Annotated in this window: 18 protein-coding genes; 5 read left to right on the top strand and 13 right to left on the bottom strand. The window is 66.9% G+C overall.

What is annotated here, in order from left to right; genetic code table 11:
- Nucleotides 1–33 precede the first annotated feature (33 nt).
- The 5 genes from FAZ98_RS11095 to FAZ98_RS11115 form a co-directional block, all read right to left on the bottom strand.
- On the bottom strand, nucleotides 34–750 hold the full coding sequence (locus FAZ98_RS11095) for an HAD family hydrolase (protein ID WP_158951258.1): 717 nt from the start codon (nucleotides 748–750) through the stop codon (nucleotides 34–36).
- Nucleotides 750–1,628, bottom strand: a complete 879-nt coding sequence (locus tag FAZ98_RS11100; RefSeq protein ID WP_158951259.1) for a carbohydrate ABC transporter permease — start codon at nucleotides 1,626–1,628, stop codon at nucleotides 750–752. Before FAZ98_RS11100 ends, FAZ98_RS11095 begins: the two co-directional genes overlap by 1 nt.
- Nucleotides 1,625–2,539 carry a carbohydrate ABC transporter permease gene (locus FAZ98_RS11105; RefSeq protein WP_233272711.1) on the bottom strand — a complete coding sequence of 305 codons (915 nt, stop codon included), beginning with the start codon at nucleotides 2,537–2,539 and terminating at the stop codon, nucleotides 1,625–1,627. Before FAZ98_RS11105 ends, FAZ98_RS11100 begins: the two co-directional genes overlap by 4 nt.
- Nucleotides 2,540–2,713: 174 nt before the next feature.
- A complete protein-coding gene (locus FAZ98_RS11110) occupies nucleotides 2,714–4,048 on the bottom strand; it encodes an ABC transporter substrate-binding protein (protein ID WP_158951261.1) in 1,335 nt (444 codons plus the stop codon).
- A gap of 93 nt (nucleotides 4,049–4,141) precedes the next feature.
- Nucleotides 4,142–4,945: an L-iditol 2-dehydrogenase gene (locus FAZ98_RS11115; RefSeq protein ID WP_233272605.1), complete on the bottom strand. Its 804-nt coding sequence runs from the start codon at nucleotides 4,943–4,945 to the stop codon at nucleotides 4,142–4,144.
- Nucleotides 4,946–5,324: 379 nt separating this feature from the next.
- Here FAZ98_RS11115 and FAZ98_RS11120 point away from each other — a divergent pair, with 379 nt between their 5' ends.
- The 3 genes from FAZ98_RS11120 to FAZ98_RS11130 are packed head-to-tail and all read left to right on the top strand — an operon-like array spanning nucleotide 5,325 to nucleotide 8,145.
- On the top strand, nucleotides 5,325–6,305 hold the full coding sequence (locus tag FAZ98_RS11120) for a metal ABC transporter solute-binding protein (RefSeq protein WP_158951958.1): 981 nt from the start codon (nucleotides 5,325–5,327) through the stop codon (nucleotides 6,303–6,305).
- Between the two features lie 57 nt (nucleotides 6,306–6,362).
- On the top strand, nucleotides 6,363–7,370 hold the full coding sequence (locus tag FAZ98_RS11125; RefSeq protein WP_158951262.1) for an ABC transporter ATP-binding protein: 1,008 nt from the start codon (nucleotides 6,363–6,365) through the stop codon (nucleotides 7,368–7,370).
- Nucleotides 7,363–8,145, top strand: coding sequence for a metal ABC transporter permease (locus FAZ98_RS11130; RefSeq protein ID WP_158951263.1), 783 nt, complete (start codon nucleotides 7,363–7,365; stop codon nucleotides 8,143–8,145). The genes FAZ98_RS11125 and FAZ98_RS11130 overlap by 8 nt, the downstream gene beginning before the upstream one ends.
- Before the next feature lie 105 nt (nucleotides 8,146–8,250).
- On the opposite strand, the gene fghA is transcribed toward FAZ98_RS11130, so the two are convergent.
- Both fghA and FAZ98_RS11140 read right to left on the bottom strand, forming a co-directional pair.
- Nucleotides 8,251–9,105: an S-formylglutathione hydrolase gene (gene fghA, locus FAZ98_RS11135; protein WP_158951264.1), complete on the bottom strand. Its 855-nt coding sequence runs from the start codon at nucleotides 9,103–9,105 to the stop codon at nucleotides 8,251–8,253.
- 160 nt (nucleotides 9,106–9,265) lie between these two features.
- The gene (locus FAZ98_RS11140; protein ID WP_158951265.1) at nucleotides 9,266–10,744 is read right to left on the bottom strand and encodes a xylulokinase; all 1,479 of its coding nucleotides are present in this window, start codon (nucleotides 10,742–10,744) and stop codon (nucleotides 9,266–9,268) included.
- Between the two features lie 479 nt (nucleotides 10,745–11,223).
- Between FAZ98_RS11140 and FAZ98_RS11145 the strand changes: the two genes are divergently transcribed.
- Nucleotides 11,224–12,678 (top strand): nucleobase:cation symporter-2 family protein, encoded by a 1,455-nt coding sequence (locus FAZ98_RS11145; RefSeq protein WP_158951266.1) that lies wholly within the window; start codon nucleotides 11,224–11,226, stop codon nucleotides 12,676–12,678.
- A 272-nt stretch (nucleotides 12,679–12,950) separates the two neighbouring features.
- Here the strand turns inward: FAZ98_RS11145 and FAZ98_RS11150 are convergent, their stop codons facing one another.
- Genes FAZ98_RS11150 through FAZ98_RS11160 form a run of 3 tightly spaced genes read right to left on the bottom strand, consistent with a single transcriptional unit; the run spans nucleotide 12,951 to nucleotide 19,107 of the window.
- A complete protein-coding gene (locus FAZ98_RS11150) occupies nucleotides 12,951–14,531 on the bottom strand; it encodes an efflux transporter outer membrane subunit (RefSeq protein WP_158951267.1) in 1,581 nt (526 codons plus the stop codon).
- A 1-nt stretch (nucleotide 14,532) separates the two neighbouring features.
- Nucleotides 14,533–17,787 carry an efflux RND transporter permease subunit gene (locus FAZ98_RS11155; protein WP_158951268.1) on the bottom strand — a complete coding sequence of 1,085 codons (3,255 nt, stop codon included), beginning with the start codon at nucleotides 17,785–17,787 and terminating at the stop codon, nucleotides 14,533–14,535.
- 15 nt (nucleotides 17,788–17,802) lie between these two features.
- Nucleotides 17,803–19,107, bottom strand: a complete 1,305-nt coding sequence (locus tag FAZ98_RS11160; protein WP_158951269.1) for an efflux RND transporter periplasmic adaptor subunit — start codon at nucleotides 19,105–19,107, stop codon at nucleotides 17,803–17,805.
- Nucleotides 19,108–19,548: 441 nt separating this feature from the next.
- On the opposite strand from FAZ98_RS11160, the gene FAZ98_RS11165 reads away from it, so the two are divergent.
- Entirely contained in the window at nucleotides 19,549–20,205 is a 657-nt protein-coding gene (locus FAZ98_RS11165) for a TetR family transcriptional regulator (RefSeq protein ID WP_158951270.1), read from the top strand.
- Between the two features lie 178 nt (nucleotides 20,206–20,383).
- On the opposite strand, the gene FAZ98_RS11170 is transcribed toward FAZ98_RS11165, so the two are convergent.
- From FAZ98_RS11170 to FAZ98_RS11180, 3 genes are all read right to left on the bottom strand, one after another.
- Nucleotides 20,384–21,121 carry a CoxG family protein gene (locus tag FAZ98_RS11170; protein ID WP_158951271.1) on the bottom strand — a complete coding sequence of 246 codons (738 nt, stop codon included), beginning with the start codon at nucleotides 21,119–21,121 and terminating at the stop codon, nucleotides 20,384–20,386.
- Between the two features lie 28 nt (nucleotides 21,122–21,149).
- The gene (locus FAZ98_RS11175; protein ID WP_158951272.1) at nucleotides 21,150–21,518 is read right to left on the bottom strand and encodes a DUF427 domain-containing protein; all 369 of its coding nucleotides are present in this window, start codon (nucleotides 21,516–21,518) and stop codon (nucleotides 21,150–21,152) included.
- 417 nt (nucleotides 21,519–21,935) lie between these two features.
- On the bottom strand, nucleotides 21,936–22,499 hold the full coding sequence (locus FAZ98_RS11180; RefSeq protein WP_158951273.1) for a carboxypeptidase-like regulatory domain-containing protein: 564 nt from the start codon (nucleotides 22,497–22,499) through the stop codon (nucleotides 21,936–21,938).
- Nucleotides 22,500–22,636 lie beyond the last annotated feature (137 nt).

A 22,636-nucleotide genomic window follows, 5' to 3' on the forward strand; every position in this document is an offset into this window, starting at 1 on the left:
TGTCACTGCGGTTGAATCCGCGTAAGCAGGGGCTCAGTGCGAGCCCACCGCCGTGTTGTGCAGCCACTGCGCCACGCGTGCGGGCAGCGTCGTCATGTCGTCGAAAATCTCGCTCGCGCCCGCTTCGAGCAGTTCGCGCGCATGCGCCTCGCCGCCCACGTGCGTGCCGCCGACGAAGCCCAGCACCGTCATGCCCGCCGCGCGCGCCGCGCTCACGCCCGTCACGCTGTCCTCGACCACGAGGCAGGCGCCGGGCGCGACGCCCAGACCCTGGGCCGCCGCGAGATAAACGTCGGGCGCGGGCTTCGGCTTCGCGACGATATCGGCGCAATACACGCGCTCGCCGAAGAAGCGTTCGAGCCCGTTGCGCGCGAGCACTTCGCGCACCACTTCGGTGTAGCTGTTGCTCGCGCAGGCCTTCGTGAGCGCGACGCCTTCGAGCGCCGCGATCACGCCGGGAAAGAGCGGCGCCTGGCGCGCTTCGGCTTCGGCCACGTGGCGGATCGCGTCGACGTCGGCGGCCGTGAGCGTGCGCCCGAGCGCCTCGCCCGCGCCCGCCAGCACGCGCTCGATGCGTTGCCCGAGCAGCGGCATCACGACCGGCGCGACGTTCGTGCCGGGCCAGCGCGCTTCGAGTTCGCGCACCAGCACGGCGGCGGCCACGGCTTCGCTGTCGATCAGCACGCCGTCGCAGTCGCAGATGAGCGCTTCGATCGCTTTCGCTTCCCTCGTCCGTGCATCGATCGTCATTACTTGACCGCTCCGAACGTGAGACCGCGCACGAGTTGTTTCTGCGAGAGCCAGCCGACGATCAGCACCGGCGCCACCGCGAGCAGCGAAGCGGCCGAGAGCTTCGCCCAGAACAGACCTTCAGGGCTCGAATACGAGGCGATGAACACCGTGAGCGGCGCCGCGTTCGAGCTGGACAGGTTGATGCTCCAGAATGCTTCGTTCCACGAAAGGATGATGAGCAGGAGCGCCGTGGACGCGAGGCCCGGCACCGCCATCGGCATGAGCAGATAGACGATCTCCTGCCACGTGGCCGCGCCGTCCATGCGGCCCGCTTCGAGAATGTCGCGCGGAATCTCGTTGAAGTACGTGTACGCCATCCACACGGCAATCGGCAGATTGATGAGCGTGTAGACGATGATGAGTCCGCTCACCGTGTCGAGCAGCCCGGTGTTCTTCCACAGCAGGTAGATCGGCACCAGCACGCCCACGGAAGGCATCATCTTGGTCGAGAGCATCCACAGCAGCACCTTCTGCGTGCGATGGTTCGGGAAGAACGCCATCGCGTACGCGGCGGGCACGGCGAGGATCAGGCAGACGACCGTCACGCCCGCCGAGATCAGCACCGAATTCCACGCGAACGCGAAGTAGTTGCTGCGCGCGAACACCTCGCGGAAGCTGTCGAGCGTCGGCATGAAGAAGATCGTCGGGATGTACGCCTGCTGCTCGGTCTTGAAGGCAGTGATCGTCATCCAGAAGATCGGGAAGAACAGCGCGATCGCAATCAGCCACGCGAGCAGCCCCGGCACCACGCGGCCGAGGAACTGCAACGGCGACGACCGGTTGACCGCGTGCTTCGACTCGGGCGCGCGCGCATGCGTTGCGGTGACTTGGCTCATTTTTCGTACTCCCCTTTGAGGTTGCGCGCGAGCATGCGCACGAGGAAGAACGACACGATGTTCGCGAGCACGACAGCGAGAATGCCGCCGGCGGAAGCGATACCCACGTCGAACTGCTGCAGGCCCATCGAGTAGATCAGGTAAGTGAGGTTGGTGGTCGCGTTGCCGGGACCGCCGCCCGTGGTCGTGTAGATCTCGGCGAAGATCGACAGCAGGAAGATCGACTCCATCATCACGACCACGGCAATCGCGCGTCGCAGGTGCGGCAGCGTGATGTAGAAGAACATCGAGATCGCGCCCGCGCCGTCGATCTTCGCGGCTTCCTTCTGCTCCTGGTCGAGCGATTGAATCGCCGTGAACAGAATGAGGAACGCGAACGGCAGCCACTGCCACGAAACGATCATGATGACCGCGAAGAGCGGATAGTCGGCGAACCAGTCGATCGGCGTCATGCCCATCGAGCGCATCGCGATGGCCACGAGGCCATACACCGGATGCAGGATCATGTTCTTCCAGATCAGCGCGGAGACCGTTGGCATGACGAAGAACGGCGCGATCGCGAAGAGACGCGCGATGCCCTGGCCGACGAACTTGCGGTCGAACAGCACGGCCATCAGCACGCCGCCGATCACCGTGATGAGAAGCACCGCCACGATCAGCTCGATGGTGTGCACGATCGACGGCACGAACGAGGGATCGGTGGCGAGGTACTTGTAATTGTCGATACCGGCGAAACCCTTGAGGTCGGGGTTCAGCAGGTTGTATCGCGTGAACGAATACCAGATCGTCATCGCGAGCGGGATCGTCATCCACAGCAACAGCACCGCGACGGACGGCGAAACCAGCCAGCGCGACGCCGAGCGGCGCTGCTCGACTTGCTGGGAATTTTGGGCGCGCGCTCGATTGAACATAGGCATGGGGAGATGGAGATGACGCATGAGGACCACCTTTCTCGGTTGCGCGCCGGCGGGGGACCGGCGCCGCACTGCGTCGCCTGCGCGCGCGGAACCGGGCGGCCCCGCGCGCGCAGGCGTAACTACCGAAGTGACTGCGGACTACTTACGGCACGGCTCGTGACCGCACCGTTACTTCTGATAGCCGGCTTGCGCGACCGCGCGGTCGGCGGCGGCGTTGCCCGCGGCGAGCGCCTGATCGACGCTCATCTGACCGGCCACGGCGCCCGCGATGCTCTGGCCCACCACGGTACCGAACGACTGGAACTCCGGAATGCCGACGAACTGCACGCCCGTGTACGGCACCGGCTTCGCGGTCGGATGGTTCGGGTCGGCGGTCGTGATCGCCTTCAGCACGAAGTCCGAGAACGGCGCGGCCTGCTTGTACTCAGGACGCTGATACGTCGAGGTGCGCGTGCCCGAGGGCACCGAGGCCCAGCCTTCGTCCTTCGCGACCGCTTCGATGTACTGCTTCGAGGTCGCCCATTCGATGAACTTCTTCGCGGCGTCCTGCGACTTCGACGACTTCGGAATCGCCAGCGCCCACGACCACAGCCAGTGCGCGCCGTTCGGCGTGACGGCCGTCGGCGCCGCCGCGAAGCCGATCTTGTCGGCCACCTGCGACTGCTGCTTGTTGTACAGGATGCCCGCGGCCACCGTCGCGTCGATCCACATCGCGCACTTGCCCGACGACATCAGCGTGAGGTTTTCGTTGAAGCCGTTCGAGCTGGCTCCCGGAGGGCCGTCCTTCTTCAGCAGGTCGACGTAAAAGCCCACGGCCTTCTTCCATTCCGGCGTGGTCAGTTGCGCATGCCACTTCTCGTCGAACCAGCGGCCGCCGAAGGTGTTCACCACCGTCGTCACGTACGCCATGTTCTCGCCCCAGCCGGCCTTGCCGCGCAGGCAGATGCCGTAGGTGCCGGCCGATTTGTCGGTGAGCTTGTCGGCGAATTCCTTGATCTGGTCGTAGGTCGGCTGGTCGGGCATCTTCAGGCCCTTCGCCGCGAACAGGTCCTTGCGGTAGTACGTCATCGAGCTTTCGACGTAGAACGGCAGCGCATAAAGCGTGCCGTTGTACGAGAGGCCGTCACGCGCCGACTTCACCACGTCGTCGAGATCGTAGTCGGCGGGCAGGTTCGACATCGGCGCGAGCCAGCCGCGCTTGCCCCATTGCGGCGCTTCGTACGTGCCGATCATCATCACGTCGAACTGGCCGCTGTTGGTCGTGATGTCGGTCGTGGCGCGCTGGCGCAGCACGTTTTCTTCCAGAATCACCCAGTTGAGCTTGATGCCCGGATTGGCCTTCTCGAAAGCCGGCGAGAGCTTCTTCAGCTCGATCATGTCGGGGTTGTTCAACATGGCGACGGTCACGGTCTGCGCATGGGCCGCGCTGGCCGCGGCGATCAGTGCGCCCGCGCCGACCGCACGAGCGATGCACGTGGCGGCGGTCTTGAAGGCTGGTTTCATGGCGTTGTCTCCTTGTTTGTTACGTTATTCGCGCCAGGCCGGTCGTGAGGGTTCTGGCATGGGTTGCAAGGGTTGCACAGCGGTCGGTGTGGCTCAGCTCATCCAGTTGCCGCCGTCGACGTTGAGCGTCTGGGCGGTGATGTAATTGGCGTCGGCGGACGCGAGAAAGAGCGCGGCGCCGGTGAGGTCTTCGGGCAGGCCCATGCGGCCGAGCGGCACGGCCTCGCCCACGAGGCGCTTCTTCTCGCCCAGCTCGCGATGCTCGTAGCGCGCGAACAGCGCGTCCACCTGCTCCCACATCGGCGTGTCCACCACGCCCGGCGCGATGCCGTTCACGTTGATCTTGTGCGGCGCGAGCGCGAGCGCGGCCGACTGCGTATAGCTGAGCACGGCGGCCTTGGTCGCGCAGTAGTGCGACACCAGCGCCTCGCCGCGGCGGCCCGCTTGCGACGACATATTGATGATCTTGCCGCCCTCGCCCTGCTCGACCATGCGGCGCGCGACGGCCTGCATGAGGAAGAACATGCCCTTCACGTTGACGTTGAAGAGGCGGTCGTAGACGTCCCAGGATTCGTCGAGAAGCGGGCGCATGTCGAACAGCGCCGCGTTGTTGAAGAGAATGTCGATGCGGCCGAAACGTTCGGCGGCCGAGAGCACGATCCGGTCGATGTCCTCGCGGCGCGTGACGTCGGCGCTCACGGCGAGCACGCGCTCGGGATACGCGGCGGCCAGCGCGGGCGCGATGGCGTCCGCCGGCTTCACGTCGACGAGCACGACGCGCGCGCCTTCGTCGAGATAGCGCTGCGCCACCGCCTCGCCGATACCGCTTGCCGCGCCGGTCAGCACGGCCACCTTGTCCTGCAAACGTCCTGCCGCCGAGGGCGCGGGATGTGCCACGAGGTTGTCTCCGATGTCGTTTCGTGCCGGTCTCGCGATTGCGCTGCGAGGGGCATGCGAGCATTTGCTCGATTGGTGATCGAATGATCGGACACGCGTGGAGGCATGTCAAGGCGGGCAAACACGATTGCGCGAGATTTCGATGGTGCGCCGCGCAAGCTACCCGCGCGTGAAGCCCATGCGACAAGGCCACGGCGGTGACGGCCCCGGCCGATTCGGCAAAGAAGAGTGATACGTTATATCATCTCGAATTCGCCGCCTCTTTGCGACTTCTTTGCGACTTTTTACGATCCGCGCCGCCGCCCGGCGCCCCGTTTCGCCCTCTGATTCACACGCCGCCTTTCACATCGCCTGCCGCCCGCATAAGGATAGATCCATGATGACGTTCACCGCCGCCAACTGTGCGCTCCGCCAGCCGGCCCGCCGCTCCGCGCGCCTCGTACGCTTCGCACCGGCCTTCGCCCGCGCCGCCGCCACGCTCGCGCTGGCGCTCGGCACCGCATTCGGCGGCGCGCAGGCCGCCCTCGCCGCGCAAGCCAGCGCGGCGATTCCCGTGGTCGCGGCCGAGAACTTCTATGGCGACGTCGTCAAGCAGATCGGCGGCAATTTCGTCGACGTGACGAGCATCCTCAGCAACCCGGACCAGGACCCGCACCTGTTCGAAGCGAGCCCGAAAACGGCGCGCGCGCTCCAGCACGCGCGCGTGGTGGTCTACAACGGCGCGGACTACGACCCGTGGATGAGCAAGCTGCTCGGCGCCAGCAAGGGCAATGGCACGCGCACGACCATCGTCGCGGCGGACCTCGTCGGCAAGAAAGCAGGCGATAATCCGCACCTCTGGTACGACCCGAAGACGATGCCGGCGGTCGCGCGCGCCGTGAGCGCCGCACTCGGGGCTGCGGACCCGGCGCACAAGAGCGTGTACGATGCGAACCTTGCGGCGTTTTTGAAGTCGCTGGAACCCGTCGACGCCAAGGTCGCCTCGCTGCGCGCCCGCTATCAGGGCCAGCCGGTCACGGCCACGGAACCGGTGTTCGGCTATATGTCGGACGCGATCGGGCTCGACATGCGCAATCTGCGCTTCCAGCTCGCCGCGATGAACGACACCGAGGCCAGCGCGTCGGATATCGCCGCGTTCGAGGGCGATCTGCGCGGGCACAAGGTGCGCGTGCTGATCTATAACAGCCAGGCGACCGAAGCGCTCACGCGACGCATGCTCGCGCTCGCGAAGCAGTCGAAGGTGCCTTCGGTGAGCGTGACGGAAACGCAGCCGGCCGGCGTGAACTTCCAGCAATGGATGCTCGCGCAGCTCGACGCGCTGGATAAGGCGCTCGCGCTGAACGCGCCGTCGGCGAACTGATCGGCCTCTCTACGTAATTCAACCGAAGCGAAGCGAATTGAAGCAAGGAAAGCAGTCATGACCGGGGCCAGCCCCTCGCCCATCGATCCACACGCGCCCGGCGCCGCACAGGTTGCGACGTCGGGCGTCGCTACGTCGGGCGCCGCTACGTCGGGCGCCGTTGCGTCGCGCGTCGCGACGCCCGTGCTCACGGTGGCGGGCGTCACGCTCGAACTGGGCGAGCGCACGATCCTGCGCGACGCGAATTTCGCCGTGAACCAGGGCGAGTTCATCGGCGTGCTCGGGCCGAACGGCGCGGGCAAGACCACGCTGATGCGCGCGATCCTCGGCCTCGTGCCGGCCTCGCGCGGCGCGATTCGCGTGCTCGGCGAACCCGTGGCGCGCGGCAACGCGAAGATCGGCTACATGCCGCAAACGCGCACCGCGCTCGCGAGCCGCCGCGTGCGCGGCCGCGACTTCGTGGCCATGGCCGCCGACGGCCACCGCTGGGGCCTGCCGCGCGCCGACGCCGCCACGCGCGCCGACGTCGCGCGCGTGCTCGATCTGGTGGGCGCGAGCGCGCTGGCCGACCGGCCGCTTTCCGAACTCTCGGGCGGCGAACGCCAACGCCTGCTGCTCGCGCAATGCCTGCTCGGCGACCCGAAGCTGCTGCTGCTCGACGAACCGCTCATCAGCCTCGACCCGCATCACCAGCGCGGCGTGGTCGAACTCGTGCGCCGCGTGCAGCGCGAGCTCGGCATCGCCGTGCTGTTTTCCGCGCACGAACTGAATCCGCTGCTCAACGCGCTCGACCGCGTGCTGTATCTGGGCAACGGCGTGGCCGCGCTCGGCAGCGTGGACGAAGTCATCACCGCGCCCGTGCTCTCGCGCCTCTACGGCTCGCCAATCGAGGTGATGCGCATGAAAGGCCGCATCTTCGTGATGTCGGGCGACGTGGAGGTGGAAAAGCACGATCACGAACACGAGCACGACCATGCGCACGATCATGGTCACGGTCACTCCCACAGCCACGGCCACGGCCACGACGACAACAACAACGCACACGGCCACACCCACGATGCTTGATTACGATTTCATGGTGAACGCCTTCGCGGCGTCGGGCATTGTCGCGGTGCTCGCGGGCGTGGTGGGCTACTTCCTCGTGATGCGCGGCCAGACTTTCGCGGGCCACGCGCTGTCGCACGTGGGCTTCACGGGCGCGACGGGCGCCGTGCTGCTCGGCGTGTCGCCCATGTGGGGCATGGTCGGCTTCACGCTGGTGGCGGGTGTCTCGATGGGCGCGCTCGGCGAAAAGCTCGCGGGCCGCGACGTCGCCATCGGCGTGATTCTCTCGCTCGCGCTCGGCTTCGGCCTGCTGTTTCTGCACTTCTTCACCTCGTACGCGACCCAGGTCACCGCGCTGCTGTTCGGCAACGTGCTCGGCGTGAACCATGAAACGCTGGGCGTGCTCGCGGCGCTCGCCGTCGCGAGCCTCGCGGCGCTCGCGGCCATCATGCGGCCGCTGCTGTTCGCCTCGCTGCAACCCGAACTCGCCGAAGCCAAGGGCGTGTCGCTGCGTCTCGTGTCGATGCTGTTCCTCGCGATTGCCGCGCTCGCCGTGGCCGCCTGCACGCAGATCGTGGGCGTGCTGCTGGTGTTCACGCTGATGGTCGGCCCCGCCGCGGCCGCGCAGAACCTCACCACGCGCCTGTCCGCCGGCCTCGTGCTCGCGGCGCTGCTCGCGCTCGTGCAGGCGTGGCTGGGCGTCACGCTCGCGTTCTACACCGACTGGCCGACGAGCTTCTGGATCACGGCGCTCGCCGCGCTCGTCTACGGCGCGAGTTTGATCGGCAGACGCTAGGCGCTGCTCGATACCGATGTCGATGTCGATAAAAAAAGGCGTTGCCCTGCACGGGACAACGCCTTTTTTCATGCCGATGCCTTCAGCGCGAAGTCACACTGGCGCTCAACCCAAAAGCACGCGCGCATGATGCGCGAGGTGATCCTCGACGAAGCTCTGGATGAAGAAGTAGCCATGATCGTAGCCCGCGTGACGGCGCAGCGTGAGCGGCTGGCCCGCGGCCTGGCACGCGGCTTCGAACACCTCGGGGTTCAGCTGCTTTTCGAGGAAGGCGTCGGCGAGACCCTGATCGACGAGAATGCCTTGCGCGAATTTTTGCGTGGCCTGTGCCACGAGTTCGCTCGCGTCGTATTGCTTCCACGCTTCGCGGTCTTCGCCGAGGTAGCCCGAGAACGCCTTCTCGCCCCACGGGCAGCGCGTGGGCGCGGCAATGGGCGCGAACGCCGAGACCGAGCGATAAATCTGCGGATTGCGCAGCGCGAGCACGAGCGCGCCGTGACCGCCCATCGAATGGCCGAAAATGCCCAGCCGTTCGCCGTTTACGGGCAACTCGCGCAGCACCGTTTCGCGCAGTTCGTCGCGCACGTAGCTGTACATGCGCCAATGCGGCGACCACGGTTCGCGCGTGGCATCGACATAAAAACCCGCGCCCACGCCGAAGTCCCACGAGTCGGCTTCGCCTGGCACGTTCGCGCCGCGCGGGCTGGTGTCGGGCGCGATCAGCGCGATGCCGTGCTGCGCGGCGAAGCGCTGCGCGCCCGCCTTGATCGGGAAGGTTTCTTCGGTGCAGGTCAGGCCCGCGAGATAGAACAGCGCGGGCACTTTCTTCGCGGGGTTCGTGGCGACCTCCGGCGGCAGATACACCGAAAAGCGCATGGGCAAGCCGATCACCGCGGACAGGTGCCGGTAGATGCGCTGCACGCCGCCGTAACAGGCGTGCTCCTCGATAAGTTCAAGCATGGCGTGCCTCGATAAAAACGCGAAAGACGTTAGTAAAGCACGACCGGGCGAATCGATTCGCCCTTTTTCATGAGGTCGAAGCCCTCCTCGTTCCCGGTGAGGGTGTGTACGGACGGATTGCGCTTGCCGCTCGCCGCTCGCCCTTACCCGCGTTCCGCGCTTACGGAAACCAGCTCCGCACGCGGCCGTACAGGTCGACGAAGCGCGCATAGCGCCGCGCGAGCGCCGCGTCCTCGCGCGGCGCGGCGACCGGCGTGGCCGAGGGCGCGAGCGTCGCGAGATCGTCGAGTCGCCAGTGACCGCACGCGACGCCGCCGAGCAACGCCGCACCGCGCGCGGCCGCGTTCGGGCAGTCGATGGCGTGCAGGTCGGCCACGAGCGCGTCGGCGAGCAACTGGCGCCAGCGCGCGTCGACGGAACCGCCGCCCGCGAGCTTGAGCACCGGCACGGGCTGCGCGTCGCGCGCCCCCGGCGCGGGCGGCATGCTCCCGGCCGCGCTATCGCGCACCGCGTCGAGGCCCGCGCGCAACGCGAACGCCACGCCTTCGAATGCGGCGCGCATGAGCGTGCCGCGCGTGTCGCCGAGCGCCGCGCCGAGCCAGCCGCCGCGCGCCGCCGGATCGAGCCACGGCGAGCGCTCGCCGCTCAGATACGGCAGGAACGCCAGGGTCGACGAAGGCGCGGCGGCGAAGGCGTCGGCGTAGGCTTGCGGCCAGTCGTAGGCGAGCCAGCCGCGCGCCGCTTCGAGCGCCACGCCCACGTTCTGCATCGCGGCCATGGTGTACCAGCCGCCCGTGGCCGAACGGTAGCGATGCAGGCCGCGCCGCGCTTGCGGCTCGGCGCGCGCCGTGACGACGATCTGGCCGCCCGTGCCCGTGGTGAGCAGCGCGTCGCCGTCTTCGGCGAGACCGCTGCCGAGCGCCGCGCACGGCGTGTCGCCGGCGCCGGTGGCAAGCACGACGCCCGCGGGCAAGCCCAGCGCCTGGGCCGCCGCGGCGCTCAACACGCCGCTGTGCGCCGACGACGCCGCGAGCGGCGCGAACCAGCGCGCCGGCAAACCCAGCCGCTCGATCAGCGCGAGATCCCACGTGCCGTCGGGCGCGGCCAGCGCGGTCGCGCAGGCGTCGGACGGATCGGCCGCGAACGCGCCGCCGAGCGCCACGCGCAGCCAGTCTTTGGGCTGCAACGCCCAGCGCGCGGCCTGCGCGACCTGCGGCTCGTGCAGCGCGACCCAGCGCAGCAGCGGCCCCGTCATGCCGGGCGCGACGGGATTGGGCTGCGGCTGCGCTTGCGTATCCGGCCACGCGTCGAGCAGCGCGTGCGCGCGCGTGTCGGGCCACAGCATGGCGCGGCGCAGGGCGCGGCCCGTAGCGTCGGTGAGCACGACGCCGTGCATCTGCCCGGAAAAGCCGATCGCGCGCACCGCTTCGCGCTCGGCTTCAGGCAGGCGCGCGCTCGCCTGCACGAGCGCCTGCCACCAGCGCTCGACGTCGATTTCGGCCCAGCCGGGCTGCGGCGTTTCCAGCGCGTAAGCGACGCTCGCGGCGGCGCGCTCGTGGCCGTCGCCATCGACGATAGCCAGCTTGAGCGAACCGGTGCCGAGATCGATGCCGAGAAAGCGCGTGTGCGTGGGGCTCATGGGAGGCGAAAAGAGAGAGGGAGTGGCCATCATACCGGCGCATGTCGCGCGCGGATGCGCAGCGCAAACCCACGCCTCGAACGCGCGTTGAATCCGCTTTGAACCGGCGGCGATTCGCGCCGATCTCGCCGCGAAAACCCCGCGTTCGCGGGTTAACCCGACGCTCGTTCGCGCGATGCGAAATCGCCCTCATGCGTTCGGGCAAATACAGTTCATAACGATGCCGCCATGCACGACGGCCGCCGCCGCCCTTGGCCCGCGCCAGCGCGAATCGCGCGCGCACGCCGCAAGCGCCGCCACGACACGGATTCGCGCTGTCAGACGCCGTTCGGCATCGGCCCCGCCCCCGCTGCCGGCGCGGTTTCGCCGCGCGCGCATATGGTGGCCGGAAAGCACGGAATAGTCCCCAGCGGTCTTGGCGGCGCTTTTTCCACCGCATACCTTGGAGGCATATCCCAACAGAGACGGAGAGAGACGACATGCAAGCCAAGGGTATCGAGGACCAGACGCGCGCGAGCCGGGTCCACCCCTGCGACGAGCGCCTGCCGTTCGGCCAGTTGCTCACGCTCGGCATCCAGCACGTGCTCGTGATGTACGCGGGCGCGGTCGCCGTGCCGCTCATCATCGGCGGCGCGATCGGTCTGCCGAAAGACCAGGTCGCCTTTCTCATCAGCGCCGACCTGTTCGCGTGCGGCATCGCCACGCTCATCCAGACGCTCGGCCTGTGGATCTTCGGCATTCGCCTGCCCGTCATCATGGGCTGCACGTTCGCCTCGGTCGGCCCGATGATCGCCATCGGCACGAATCCGGCGCTCGGCATTCTCGACATCTTCGGCTCGACCATCGCGGCGGGCGCGATCGGCATTCTGATCTCGCCGATGATCGGCAAGCTGCTGCGCTTTTTCCCGCCCGTGGTGGTGGGCACGGTGATCGCCGTGATCGGCCTGTCGCTCATGGAAGTGGGCATCAACTGGGCCGCGGGCGGCGTGGGCAACCCCGACTACGGCAACCCGGTCTACCTCGGCCTCTCGCTGATGGTGCTGATGCTGATCCTGCTCATCAACAAGTTCGGGCGCGGCTTCGTTGCCAATATCTCGGTGCTGCTCGGCATTGTCGCGGGCTTCGTGCTGGCGCTCGTGCTCGGCCGCGTGAATCTCGCGGGCATGGCAAGCGCGCCGTGGGTCGGCTTCGTGATGCCGTTCCACTTCGGCATGCCGAAGTTCCACGTCCTGCCGATCGCGACGATGGTGATCGTGATGTTCGTGACCTTCATCGAATCGACCGGCATGTTCCTCGCGGTGGGCGACATGGTCGAGCGTCCCGTCGACCAGGCGACGCTCGTGCGCGGCCTGCGCGTGGACGGTCTCGGCACGATGATCGGCGGCATCTTCAACTCGTTCCCGCACACCTCGTTTTCGCAGAACGTGGGCCTGATCGGCGTGACGGGCGTGAAGAGCCGCTACGTGTGCGCGATGGGCGGCGTGATTCTCGTGCTGCTCGGCCTCTTTCCGAAGATGGCGCAGATGGTCGCCTCGGTGCCGGCGTTCGTGCTGGGCGGCGCGGGCATCGTGATGTTCGGCATGGTGGCGGCGAACGGCATCAAGGTGCTCTCGCGCGTGGACTTCGTGAGGAACCAGCACAACCTCTTCATCGTGGCCGTGAGCGTGGGCTTCGGGCTCGTGCCGGTGGTCTCGCCGCACTTCTTCGCGAAGCTGCCGCCCGCGTTCTCGCCGCTGCTGCATAGCGGGATTCTGCTGGCTTCGGTCTCGGCGGTGGTGCTGAATCTGATCTTCAACGGCGTGAAGAGCGAGCGCGCCGCGGGACGTGCGATTCACCGCGCCGGACACGACCTCGATTCCGCACACGATGCCACACACGGCTCGGCGCATGCATCGGATGCGGGACACGACATGCCGCGCACCGCCGCACATTGAGTGCGCCGGATTGAGTGTCCATTGAATCCGCTGAATGGAAACAGAATTGAGTTGACGCGAGAGGTTCCCGACCGAGCGCATCCCGCGTGAAGCCGGGGTCTTTTGCTGGTTTGACGCCACGGGCAACCGTGGCGTTTTTTTTGCCTCGATCCGCCCGTGCTGCGCTCGTGTTGCGCCACGTGCGCCCATAAAAAAAACGCCACGGTTTCCCGTGGCGTTCTGCTTTTTGATCGACGACAACGACATCGACATCGACCCGCTTTCGCGGCGAATTACCCCGCCGTAGCGGCCGAAGCCGCCACCGGCGCGCTGGCCGCGCCGTAGTCGACCGGCGCGTCGGCCGGACGCGGCGTTTCGCCCGCGTGCTCGATCCAGCCGCCGCCCAGCGCGCGGTACAGATCGACCAGGTTCGTGAGACGCGCGAGACGCGCCGTGATCAGCGACTGCTGCGCCGAATACAGGCTCGTTTGCGCCGTCAGCACGGGCAGATAGCTGTCCACGCCGTTCTTGTAGCGCAGCTCCGACAGATCGAGACCGCGCTGGTTCGCGAAGGTGCTGCGTTCGAGCGCCGTGATCTGCTGATCGTAGGTGCCGCGCGCGGCGAGGCCGTCGGCCACTTCGCGGAACGCCGACTGGATCGCCTTCTCGTAGTCGGCGATTTCGATGCGCTTCTCGACGTTCGCGAGTTGCAGGTTCGCGATGTTCGAACCGCCCGCGAAGATCGGCAGCGAAACCTGCGGCACGAAACTCCACGCCGCCGTGCCCGCCTTGAAGAGACCGCCGAGCGAGAGGCTTTCGGTGCCGAACGCCGCCGTGAGCGAGATCTTCGGGAAGAACGCCGCACGCGCCGCGCCAATGTTGGCGTTCGCCGCGAGCAGGTTCTGCTCGGCTTCCATGATGTCGGGACGACGCGCGAGCAGGTCCGAAGGCAGGCCCGCCGGGATGTCCGACAGCAGGTTCTGGCCGTCGAGCGGCAAGCCTTGCGGCAGGTCCGCCGGCAGCGGTTCGCCGATCAGCAGCACGAGCGCGTTCTCGGCCTGCGCGCGGGCGCGCAGTTGCGCCTGCAGGTTGGCCTGCGCCGTTTCGACCACGGTCTGCGCCTGACGCAGATCGAGTTCGGTGCCGGTGCCGGTGTCGAACTGCGCCTTCGTGATGCGATACGAGTCCTGCGCCGTCTTGAGCGTGTCCTGCGTGACCTTCAGCAGGTCGTCGTCGGAGAGCATCGTCAGGTACTGGTCGGCGACCTGCGAGACCAGCGTGATTTCCGCGGCCTTGCGCGCCTGCGCCGTGGACAGGTACTGCGCCAACGCCTGGTCCTTCAGGCTGCGCACGCGGCCCCAGAAGTCGATTTCCCACGACGCCTGCAAGCCGACGTTGTACACGCTGTACGGATTGGTCGGGTAGTTCGTTGCCAGATTCTTCGGCAAACGGTTACGCGTATCCGTGCCCACGCCGTTGATGGTCGGGAACAGGTCGGCGCGCGTGATCTGATACTGCGCGCGCGCCGCGTCGACGTTGAGCACCGAGACGCGCAGGTCGCGGTTGTTCTTCAGCGCGATCTCGACGAGCTTTTGCAGGCGCGGATCGACGAAGAAGTCACGCCAGCCGATCTCGGTGGCCGCGGCGTTGTTGGCGCTGCGGGCACTCTGCTCGGCGCCGTTCGGCGCACCGGCTTCCATTGCGTCGCTCGCGCCGGTCTGGCCGGGGTTGGACGTGGCGCCCGGCTGCGTATCGTAGACGCCGCCTTGCGGGAACGTCTGCGAGACGGGCGCCTCGGGCCGGTGATACCACGGCGCCATCGTGCAACCCGCGAGAAGCGCGGTGGCCGCCGCAATTACGGATAGTTTATGCATCTCAGTGTCCTTCGTTGCCCGGGCCGCGATTGTTGCCACCATCGTTGCCACCACCATTGCCGCCCGTGCCGCCGTTCGGCGTGTGGTCGTCATCGTGGTCGTGCGCGTGGTGCTCTTCGTAATGCTGGAGCGCGACGTCCGGGTTCTCCTTCTCGCCGGCGAACTTCGCGCGAATCACCACGAAGAACATCGGGATCATGAAGATCGCGAGGAAGGTGGCCGTGACCATACCGCCGATCACGCCCGTGCCGATCGCGTGCTGCGAAGCCGAGCCCGCGCCGTTCGAGATCGCGAGCGGCAGCACGCCCAGGATGAACGCCATCGACGTCATCAGGATCGGGCGCAACCGCAGACGCGAAGCTTCGAGCGCCGCCTCGACCGGTCCCATCTTGCCTTCCGCCTGCAGGTCGCGCGCGAATTCCACGATCAGAATCGCGTTCTTCGCCGAGAGACCCACGGTGGTCAAGAGACCGACCTGGAAGAACACGTCGTTTTCGAGGCCGCGCAAGGTGACCGCCAGCAGCGCGCCGAGCACGCCGAGCGGCACCACCATGATGACCGCGAACGGGATCGACCAGCTTTCATACAGCGCCGCGAGACACAGGAACACGACGAGGATCGAGATGCCGTAGAGGATAGGCGCCTGCGAACCCGACTGGCGTTCCTGGAACGACAGACCCGTCCACTCGTAGCCGATCCCCGCGGGCAGCTTCGACGCGATCGCTTCCATGGCCGTCATGGCCTGGCCGGTGGACTTGCCTTCGCCCGCCTGACCCTGGATTTCCACCGCCGAGATGCCGTTGTAGCGCTCGAGCTTCGGCGAACCGTAGGTCCAGTGACCGGTCGCGAACGAGTTGAACGGCACCATCCCGCCCGCGCCGTTGCGCACGTACCAGATGTTCAGGTCGTTCGGCGTCATGCGGAACGGCGCGTCGGCCATCACGTACACCTTCTTGATCCGGCCGTCGACGTCGAGGAAGTTGTTCACGTACTGCGACGCCCACGCGATCGAGAAGGTCTGGTCGACGGCGGCCGCCGTCACGCCCAGCGCCTCGGCCTTTTCACGGTCGATGTCGATCTGGTACTGCGGCGTGTCGTTCAGGCCGTTCGGGCGCACCAGCGCGAGACTCGGGTTCTTCGCCGCCATGCCGAGCAGCATGTTGCGCGCTTCCATGAGCTTCTCGTGGCCAACGCCGCCGCGATCCTGGAGTTCGAAGTCGAAGCCCGACGCCGTGCCGAGTTCAGGAATCGAAGGCGGATTCACCGGAATCACCATCGCGTCCTTGTAGTTCGCGTAACGGCCGAACATGCGGCGCACCAGTGCCTGCACCTTCTGGTCGGCGTGCTGACGCTCCTTGTAGTCCTTCATCCGCACGAACACGAGACCCGAGTTCTGGCCGCGCCCCGCGAAGCTGAAGCCGTTCACCGTGAACGTCGACTCGACGATCGACTTCTCGTCGTTGAGCAGATAGTTCTGGATGTTGGCCAGCGTGCGCGCCGTGGTTTCCTGCGTCGAACCCGAAGGCGTCTGCACGATCACGAACATCGTGCCCTGGTCTTCATCGGGCAGGAACGACTTCGGCAGGCGCACGAACAGCAGGCCGACCGCGACGATCACCGCGAGATAGATGATGAGCCAGCGGCCCGAGCGCTTGATCACGTGATAGACGCCGCTGTGATACTTGTCGCGGCTCTTTTCGAACGTGCGGTTGAACCAGCCGAAGAAGCCCTTCTTCTCTTCGTGGTGGCCCTGCGGGATCGGCTTGAGAATGGTCGCGCACAGCGCCGGCGTCAGAATCAGCGCGACGAGCACGGACAGCACCATGGCCGCCACGATCGTGAGCGAGAACTGACGGTAGATCGCGCCCACCGAACCGCCCGAGAACGCCACCGGCACGAACACGGCCGAGAGCACGAGCGCCACGCCCACGAGAGCGCCGGTGATCTGGCCCATGGCCTTGCGGGTGGCTTCCTTCGGCCCTAATCCTTCTTCGGCCATCACCCGCTCGACGTTCTCCACCACCACGATCGCGTCGTCCACCAGCAGGCCGATGGCGAGCACGAGGCCGAACATGGACAGCGTATTGATGGAGAAGCCCACCGCGCCCATGATCGCGAACGTACCCAGCAGCACCACCGGCACCGCGATCGTCGGAATCAACGTCGCGCGCAGGTTCTGCAGGAACAGGTACATCACGAGGAACACGAGCACGATGCCTTCGAGCAGCGTCTTGATCACTTCCTCGATCGACAGACGCACGAACGGCGTGGTGTCGTACGGGTACTTCACGACGAGACCGTGCGGGAAGTACTTCGAGAGGTCGTCGATCTTCTGGCGCACGAGCTTGGCGGTTTGCAGCGCGTTCGCGCCCGTCGCGAGCTGAATGCCCAGACCGGCCGTGGGCGCACCGTTGTACTTCGTGTCGAAGTTGTAGTTTTCGCCGCCGAGGCTGATGCGCGCGACGTCCTTCAGGCGCACCTGCGAGCCGTCCTGATTCACCTTCAGCAGGATGTTGCCGAAGTCGTCGGGCGTGTGCAGCAGCGTCGATTCCGTGATGGTCGCCTGGAACGACTGACCCGCCACCGAAGGCGTGCCGCCCAGCTGGCCGCCCGCGATCTGCACGTTCTGCGCCGTGATGGCCGCGGTAACGTCGGATGGCGTGAGACTGAAGTTCGTGAGCTTGTTCGGATCGAGCCAGACGCGCATGGCGTACTGCGAGCCGAAGAGCGTGACCGTACCCACGCCGTCGATACGGCTGACCGGGTCTTCCACGTTCGACGCCACGTAGTTCGCGAGGTCGTACTTCGTCATGCTGCCGTCTTCGGACACGAACGCCATCACCAGCAGGAAGCTGTTGCTGGACTTCGTGACCTTGATGCCGAGCTGCTGCACCACCTGCGGCAGAACCGGCGTGGCGAGCTGCAGCTTGTTCTGCACCTGCACCTGCGCGATGTCCGCGTTGGTGCCGGCGGCGAACGTCAGCGTGATCGTGGCCGTACCGGAGTCGTCACTCGTCGACGAAAGATACAGCAGGTGGTCGAGACCGCTCATCTGCTGCTCGATCACCTGCGTGACGGTGTTTTCCACCGTCTTCGCCGAAGCGCCCGGGTAGGTCGCGCTGATCTGGATGGACGGCGGCGCGATGGTCGGATACTGCGCGACCGGCAGCGTGAACACCGACGCTATACCTGCCAGCATCAGGATGATGGCGACCACCCACGCAAAAATTGGGCGGTCGATAAAGAACTTTGCCATGAAGCAGGCTCCCCGTTATTGCGCTGCGGAGGCGGCGGATGCGGAAGCGGCGCCCGAAGCCGGTACGCCCGATGCCGGCACGCCCGAAGCAGCAGCGGCGCCGGAAGCGCCCGATGCCGGTGCGTTCGCATAACCCGACGCCGTGGCCTGGTCGGCCGAAGGCGCGCCCGGCGCGGGCGGCGGCGGCAGTTGCGCGTCGACCGGCTTGACCTGGGCGCCCGGCTTGACCTTCTCGGTGCCCTGCACGATCACGCGGTCGCCCGCGTTGATGCCGCTGTCGACCACCCAGTCCTGACCTTGCGAGCCGGCCGTGACGACGTTGTGCAGCTCCACCTTGTTGTCCTTGTTGACGACCATGACCGTGGCCTGGCCCTTCTGGTCGTGCTGGACGCCCACTTGCGGCACGAGGAACGCGTGGTCGTTGGTGCCTTCCTCGATACGCGCGCGCACGAACATGCCCGGCAGCAGCACGCGGTCGGGGTTCGGGAACAGCGCGCGCACCGTGACCGAGCCCGTGGCCTGGTCGACCGTGACGTCGGAGAACTGGAGCTTGCCCTTGGCCGGGTACGCGCGGCCGTCTTCGAGAATGAGCGTGACCTTGGCGGCGTTCGGGCCGTTGGTCTGGAGGCGCCCTTCCTGGATCTGGCGGCGCAGCTTCAGGCCGTCGAGGCTCGACTGCGTGAGGTCGACGTACATGGGGTCGAGCTGCTGCACGGTGGACATCAGCGTGGCGGCGCTCGCCTGCACGTAGGCGCCCGGCGTGACCTGCGAGATGCCGACCTGGCCCGACACGGGCGAGACGACGTCCGTGTAGCCGAGGTTGATCTGCGCGGTGTCGACGGCGGCCTTGCCCGCTGCGACGTCCGCGGCGGCCTGACCTTGCGCCGACACGGCGTTGTCATAATCCTGCTTGCTGACCGCGTTCGCGCCCACCAGCACCTTGTAGCGCTGCACGAGGGCGTTCTGCGTGACGAGGTTCGCCTGCGCCTTGGCGAGCGTGGCCTTGGCGTTGTTCAGCGAGGCGATGTAAGGCGCCGGATCGATCTTGTAAAGACGCTGACCCGCCTTCACTTGCGAGCCTTCGGTGAATTCGCGGCGCAGCACGATGCCGTCGACCCGGGCGCGCACTTGCGCGACCAGGAACGCGCTGGTGCGGCCCGGCAGTTCGGAAACGACCGGCACGGTGCTCGGCTGGACGGTGACGGTACCCACTTCGGGGGTTTGCGGCGGCGGCGCGGACTGCTTTTCACCGCACGCGGCAAGCGCGATGGCAGCCGTCGCGACACTGATTAGGCGGAATGGAACCCGTTCGACGCGCATGGAGCGACCTCTGTCTATAACTGACAATAAAAGCGTGCGGCGCCCTGCAACGAGGAGGACGACGACGCACGCCAGCATCTGGCAAATACCTGACGGACAAGCCCGGTACTTCTTCTTAGAAAGGCGCGATTCCGGTCTTGATCGATCCGTCTGGCGGGACTGCTGCGCGCCACCGCGAGGGCGTCGCGCACACTGGGGTTTCTACGACCGCTTGTAAGCCAGTGACGGATATTAACCGGACATCCCCACTTGGGGCACCCAGGTGGTGGGGTGCTATTATAGATACATTCGCGAACGAATGTAAAAGATCGACACACTGTGCTGCAGTTAGTTACAAGAGCACGTTGCGCATCATATCTATATTACAAATCAATACATTACGGTTCGAGCCCTGAAATAATCCGGTCGTAGTTAAACCGACGCAATAATCCATTTCTACTCATGGCACGACGCACGAAAGAGGAAGCGCTGGAGACGCGCAATCGCATCCTCGATGCCGCCGAACACGTCTTTTACGAGAAGGGCGTGTCACGCTCTTCGCTCGCCGACATCGCGCAGGCGGCGGGCGTCACGCGCGGCGCCATCTACTGGCATTTCGAGAACAAGGGCGATCTCTTCACCGAAATGTTCGACCGTGTGCTGCTGCCGCTCGACGAACTGAAGATCGCCTCGACCGACCCCAGCGAGCCCGACCCGCTCGGCCGCATGCGCGATCTGTGCATCCTGTGCCTGCGCGACACCGCCACCGACGAACGCCGCCGCCGCGTGTTCGAGATCCTGTTCCTGAAGTGCGAATTCGTGGAGGAAATGGGGCCGGTGATGGAGCGCCATCAGACCAACATGCGCGAAGGTCTCGCGAGCATCGAGCAAGCGTTGCGCAACGCCATCACGCGCAACCAGCTGCCCGCGGATCTCGACGTGGTGCGCGCCTCGCGCGTGCTGCATTCGTTCATCTCGGGCGCGCTGCGCGACATGGCCGTGCTGCCCGACGTGTTCGACGTGGCCACCAACGCGGAACGCCACGTGGCCGCGATGCTCGACGCGCTGCGCCTGAGCCCGGCCTTGCGCGTGGGCGCGGGCGAATCGCCGGCATCCTGATCCGCGCCGATTCTCGCGCCGATTCTCGCGCCGCTTCCCGCGCCACTTCCCGCACATAGCCGCGCAACCGCGCGCCGCTCTCGCGGCGCGAAAGCGGGCTTCGGCAATCTGTCGTGAAGCGATGGCGAATCTCGCCGTCGGCGTGGCGACGGGCGATTCGCGCGGATGTGAGCGCTAACTAACTTGCGGTGAACCAGCGCGCCGCGTAGAGCAGCAGCGCGACGAACACGATCATCGCGGCCCACGCCCAATGCGGCATGGCGTGCGGCGCGGGTTCGGAGTGCAAGGTGCTCGCGGCACGGCCGGAAAGCGTCGCGCCGCCCTGCTGCGGCAACAGACGCGCACGGCGCGCGAGGCCCGCGAAGTGGATCGGCCGCAAGAACACGTGCTGACGGCGCGGCTCGCGCCCCGCCGCCCGGTTCGGCGCCTGGCCGTGCTTGGCCGCGACCGTCGCGCAGAACTCGGTGAAAAAATCGTCGGCGAGACCGTGCAGCGCGTTTTCGATCTGGCGTGCGGGCAATTCGGAGAGCGGTCCGCTCGTCGTCGCCCACACCGAATAGTCGATGCGCGTGCTCGCGGCGGTGGCGTCGGCCGTATCGGCATCGCCTTCGGGCCGCAGCGCCACGTCGATCTGGCCGCGCAGCGAGCCGATGCCGTCGGCGCGCGCGCGAAAGCTCAGCACGCGGAGCGGCGTGAGCGGCACCTGGGCGGCGTCGCTGGCGATGTGAGCGCGCACTTCGTAACGCGCGCGCAGCGGGCCGAGCGGCACCGTGAGCGTGATCGCGTATTCGCCGGGACCGAGCCGCCGGAACGACTCGCAGTGCTCGAGGCTCGCGCGCACCAGCGCCGTGTCCTGCAACGCGGTCCAGACGGCCGACGGTTCGAGCGGAATCCTCAATGCATCGTTCAGTTCCATGGCGGCTCTCCGTGGCTCGACCGGCCGGTCAGGAAGTCTGATCGATGCGGTCCACGCACGAGGCGTGAAACGCGAGATAGCCCTCGATGCCGCGAACGGCGTCGAGCGGCGCTTCATAGCTCCAGACGGCGTCTTCAATGCGGCCGCCGTCTTCGGTATGCAAATGGAAGTACGTGGCATCGCCCTTGTGCGGGCAATGCGAGGTGCGTTCGGAACGCTCGAGCCGCGCCATGTTGACGTCGGCGCGCGGGAAATAGAACACGTCGGGATAGCCGGTTTCGGAAAGCGTGAGCGCGGCGAGCGTGTCGGCGACGGTGATGCCGCCGTGAATCACGCGCACACGATGACGGTTCGCGACGATGTCGATGCGATGCCGTGCATCCGGTTCGACCGCCATGTTCGGCTCCCTGGTGGTGGGCGCCCCGTGTCGCCCGCGCCGGCGCTGGGCGCCGGCTCTGCGTGGCGCGCCTGACTGGCCGCGCGCCCGTTATCTATCCTTCGATGACTCTTCCATGACTGCGGTTGGGTAACGTCGTGCCGGGCTGACTCGCGACCGCTTCGCCGCCCGCGTGCTACCCGGTTTCCACCCGACATCTGCCTGCATTATCGGCCAAACTTTGCGGCCTTGCGTGAATCTTCTGACAGCGCGTGTGGGGCAAGCCGCGCATCCGCCGCCGCCCCACGCCGCGCCGCCCGGCGCCGTTTTCAAGCGCCTCCGACAACGCTTTTACGGCGCTTTCGGCCAACCCTTTAGCCCGCCCCGAGTCCGGCGGTCCGGTGATCGCTTCGGGTCATGCCGATGCCAGCGTCGTCCTTACCAGACGAACGAGGCGCGCCCACTGCCGTTGCCGGAGACGGTCACGGCGCTCTTCTTGTCGACGCCCGCGTGGCTCACGTGCACGGTGTAGCGGCCCGGCGGCACCTTCACGAGCATGTACGGCCCGCGCGAGGTGGTGTCGAGCACGCTGGCGCCGTGCGCGTCGGTGAGTTGCACGTGCACGTCGGCGAGGAACTCGCCCTTGCGGCCCGTGAAGCGCAGCGCGAGCGGCCAGCGGTGCGCCGCGCTCTGCAGCGCCCTGGATTCGTCGAGACCGACGCCGCCGGACACGAACGACACGTTGCCCTGCTGCTGCACTTGCGGCATGCCGCCGCCGTTGGCGTTGCCGGCGCTGGTGTCGTCGCTGGACGAGCCGCCGACGGTGGCGTTATCGGTGGCGCCGTTCATGGTGGCCGCGCCGGCGTTGCCGCCCGGGGGCGTGCCTTGCTGCGCCGCCGCGCTGCCCGCGTAGCCGAACGCCAGGGTGGCCGCGAGAATCGTCGCGCAGGTTACCGACGAGGCGGCCGAATGGGCGCGACGCGCGTTTTGGAACTTCTCCATCGAACACTCCTTGGAAGTTGACTCCGGTCCAACCGTGGAGCAAAGGCTATGCCCAAAAACGGCACTGCCGCCGGAGGCGCGAGGCCCGCGGCGGCAGCGGAGAAAACGGGCGGGAAAGCCTGATGCGGAGACCCGCG

This window comes from Paraburkholderia acidisoli (assembly GCF_009789675.1).
Taxonomy (GTDB): Bacteria; Pseudomonadota; Gammaproteobacteria; order Burkholderiales; family Burkholderiaceae; genus Paraburkholderia; species Paraburkholderia acidisoli.

Bases quoted from the DNA above. Each gene is read 5' to 3' on its own strand.
- FAZ98_RS11095 (WP_158951258.1), bottom strand. From the start codon at position 750: ATGACGATCGATGCACGGACGAGGGAAGCGAAAGCGATCGAAGCGCTC.
- FAZ98_RS11100 (WP_158951259.1), bottom strand. From the start codon at position 1,628: ATGAGCCAAGTCACCGCAACGCATGCGCGCGCGCCCGAGTCGAAGCAC.
- FAZ98_RS11105 (WP_233272711.1), bottom strand. From the start codon at position 2,539: ATGTTCAATCGAGCGCGCGCCCAAAATTCCCAGCAAGTCGAGCAGCGC.
- FAZ98_RS11110 (WP_158951261.1), bottom strand. From the start codon at position 4,048: ATGAAACCAGCCTTCAAGACCGCCGCCACGTGCATCGCTCGTGCGGTC.
- FAZ98_RS11120 (WP_158951958.1), top strand. From the start codon at position 5,325: ATGACGTTCACCGCCGCCAACTGTGCGCTCCGCCAGCCGGCCCGCCGC.
- FAZ98_RS11125 (WP_158951262.1), top strand. From the start codon at position 6,363: ATGACCGGGGCCAGCCCCTCGCCCATCGATCCACACGCGCCCGGCGCC.
- FAZ98_RS11130 (WP_158951263.1), top strand. From the start codon at position 7,363: ATGCTTGATTACGATTTCATGGTGAACGCCTTCGCGGCGTCGGGCATT.
- fghA (WP_158951264.1), bottom strand. From the start codon at position 9,105: ATGCTTGAACTTATCGAGGAGCACGCCTGTTACGGCGGCGTGCAGCGC.
- FAZ98_RS11140 (WP_158951265.1), bottom strand. From the start codon at position 10,744: ATGAGCCCCACGCACACGCGCTTTCTCGGCATCGATCTCGGCACCGGT.
- FAZ98_RS11145 (WP_158951266.1), top strand. From the start codon at position 11,224: ATGCAAGCCAAGGGTATCGAGGACCAGACGCGCGCGAGCCGGGTCCAC.
- FAZ98_RS11150 (WP_158951267.1), bottom strand. From the start codon at position 14,531: ATGCATAAACTATCCGTAATTGCGGCGGCCACCGCGCTTCTCGCGGGT.
- FAZ98_RS11155 (WP_158951268.1), bottom strand. From the start codon at position 17,787: ATGGCAAAGTTCTTTATCGACCGCCCAATTTTTGCGTGGGTGGTCGCC.
- FAZ98_RS11160 (WP_158951269.1), bottom strand. From the start codon at position 19,107: ATGCGCGTCGAACGGGTTCCATTCCGCCTAATCAGTGTCGCGACGGCT.
- FAZ98_RS11165 (WP_158951270.1), top strand. From the start codon at position 19,549: ATGGCACGACGCACGAAAGAGGAAGCGCTGGAGACGCGCAATCGCATC.
- FAZ98_RS11170 (WP_158951271.1), bottom strand. From the start codon at position 21,121: ATGGAACTGAACGATGCATTGAGGATTCCGCTCGAACCGTCGGCCGTC.
- FAZ98_RS11175 (WP_158951272.1), bottom strand. From the start codon at position 21,518: ATGGCGGTCGAACCGGATGCACGGCATCGCATCGACATCGTCGCGAAC.
- FAZ98_RS11180 (WP_158951273.1), bottom strand. From the start codon at position 22,499: ATGGAGAAGTTCCAAAACGCGCGTCGCGCCCATTCGGCCGCCTCGTCG.